At 68.3% G+C, this 2,260-nt stretch carries 3 protein-coding genes; 2 read left to right on the top strand and 1 reads right to left on the bottom strand.

The window, feature by feature from the left end; genetic code table 11:
* Window positions 1–87: 87 nt before the first annotated feature.
* A complete protein-coding gene (locus AB0J09_RS62785) occupies window positions 88–570 on the bottom strand; it encodes a GtrA family protein (protein WP_360713775.1) in 483 nt (160 codons plus the stop codon).
* A gap of 281 nt (window positions 571–851) precedes the next feature.
* On the opposite strand from AB0J09_RS62785, the gene AB0J09_RS62790 reads away from it, so the two are divergent.
* Complete coding sequence (locus tag AB0J09_RS62790) at window positions 852–2,000, top strand: 5-(carboxyamino)imidazole ribonucleotide synthase (protein ID WP_360713777.1); 1,149 nt, start codon at window positions 852–854, stop codon at window positions 1,998–2,000.
* Between the two features lie 94 nt (window positions 2,001–2,094).
* Window positions 2,095–2,260, top strand: a 166-nt coding sequence (locus tag AB0J09_RS62795; protein WP_360713779.1) for an AIR carboxylase family protein, incomplete at its 3' end; no start/stop codon positions are given.

Raw genomic sequence — 2,260 nt, forward strand, 5'->3', positions numbered from 1 at the left:
GCAGGCTGGAGCTGGTACGGCGCCGCCCCGCCACGTTCGCCATCTTCCTGCGCCCGGCGGAGGACGACGGCAACAGGGGCAGGGTGGTCAGCGGTCCTGCTTGACCCCGGCCTCGGGCAGCTCCACCGGGATGGGCTCGGTGGCCTCCAGGAACACCCACTTCTTGTACGACCAGTAGCGGAACAGCGTGCCGAGCCCGACGCCAACGATGTTGGCGATGTTGATGCTGAGGGCGTCGTGCCGGTCGAGGGTGTAGGTGGTGAACCCGATCGTCAGCATGCCGAACAGCAGGGCGATGCCATTGAGCAGGAAGAACAGGAAATATTGGCGCCCCAGCCCGCTCTGCTCGCGGTGCCGGAAGGTCCAGAAGCGGTTGCCGAGGTAGGCGAACGTCGTGGAGATCGCCGTCGCCACGACCTTGGACGTCAGCGGGCCCCATCCCAGCACGACGTTGCAGAGATTGAGCATGCCGAAGTCGATCACGAAGGCGATGGCCCCGATGCTGCCGAACTTGGCCAGCTCATAGACGAGGGACGCGAACCGCTCGTAGAGGCGTCTTACGAAATTCACGTCTCTGCTCGGTCCTTTCCCTCGCCGCGCCTGACCCACTCAGCGTACCGGTCACGATGTAGGGTCGATGTCAGCCTCGCGAACATCCTGCTTATAAATACCGCTCTATGCCCGGCATTTACGAAAGATGGGCATTACGCTGCGTTGCAACCTCCCGCGCCATCCGGCATACGCGGGCGAGGCAGAGCGCTGGGCGGTCGTGCCTGCGAAGGCGACCCGGAACGGCCGCCCAGCCCGGGAACGTCCGGGAAAGTCGTTCCGTCCCGGTAAGCTCACCTGGCGTGAGTTCCTACAGCCCCATCGGACCGGTCGTCGGCATCGTCGGCGCGGGCCAGCTGGCCAGGATGTCGCAGCCGCCCGCCATCGCGCTCGGCGTCGAGCTGCGGGTGCTGGCCAACACCCCTGAAGAGAGCGCCGCACGTGTGATCGTCGACACGCGCATCGGAGACTACCGCGATCTGGGCGATCTACGCGAGTTCGCCAAGGGCTGCGATGCGATCACGTTCGACCACGAGCACGTTCCCACCGAGCACATCCGGGCCCTGGCCGCCGCCGGCCACGCCGTGCATCCCGGCGCCGACGCGCTCGTGCACGCCCAGGACAAGGCGGTCATGCGCGAGCGGCTGACCGCGATCGGTGTGCCCTGCCCGGCCTGGGCGCGTGTGTCGTCGGCCGAGGAGGCCTCGCGCTTCGCGGAGGAGCACGGCTGGCCGGTGGTGCTGAAGTCGGTGCGCGGCGGCTACGACGGCCGCGGCGTGTGGGTGTGCCGGTCCCCGGAGGACGTCGCGGAGGCGTTCGCGACCGGAGTCGAGCTGCTCGCCGAGGCGTTCGTGCCGTTCGAGCGGGAGCTCGCGGTGCTGGTGGCCCGTTCGCCGCACGGGCAGGGCGTCAGCTACCCGGTGGTGGAGACCGTGCAGCAGGACGGCATCTGCGTGGAGGTCATCGCGCCCGCCCCCGGGCTGGACCCCGAGGAGGCGGCGCAGGCGCAGCGCATCGGCCTGAAGATCGCCCACGAGCTGGGCGTGACCGGGCTGCTGGCGGTGGAGCTGTTCGACACCCCCAACGGGCTGGTGGTCAACGAGCTGGCCATGCGCCCGCACAACAGCGGCCACTGGACGATCGAGGGCTCGACGACGTCGCAGTTCGAGCAGCATCTGAGGGCGGTGCTGGACCTGCCGCTCGGCTCACCCAAGATGACCGCCCAGGTCGTCGTCATGGCCAACCTGCTCGGGGGCGAGGAGCCCGACCTGTTCAAGCGGTACGAGCACGTGCTGGCCCACGATCCGGGCATCAAGCTGCACTTCTACGGCAAGGAAGTGCGCCCCGGCCGCAAGATCGGCCACGTGACGGCCCTCGGCTCCAACCTCGAAGAAGTCCGCGCCCGCGCCCACCACGCCGCCGTCTACCTCACCACCGGGGAGTACACGTGAGAGAGCGAAGCGAACGAACAAAGGGACACAGCAGTATAGGCCTGTCGATGCTCACGATGCCGACGAAGGCGGCATCGTGAGCATCGGCATAGTCATGGGGAGCGACTCTGACTGGCCGGTGATGAAGCTCGCCGCGGAGGCCGTCGCCGAGTTCGGCGTGCCCTTCGAGGCGGACGTGGTCTCGGCGCACCGCATGCCCGCCGAGATGATCGAGTACGGCCGCAGCGCCGCCTCCCGCGGCCTCCAGGTGATCATCGCCG

Origin of the sequence: Nonomuraea sp. NPDC049784 (assembly GCF_040659615.1) — a bacterium.
GTDB lineage: Bacteria > Actinomycetota > Actinomycetes > Streptosporangiales > Streptosporangiaceae > Nonomuraea.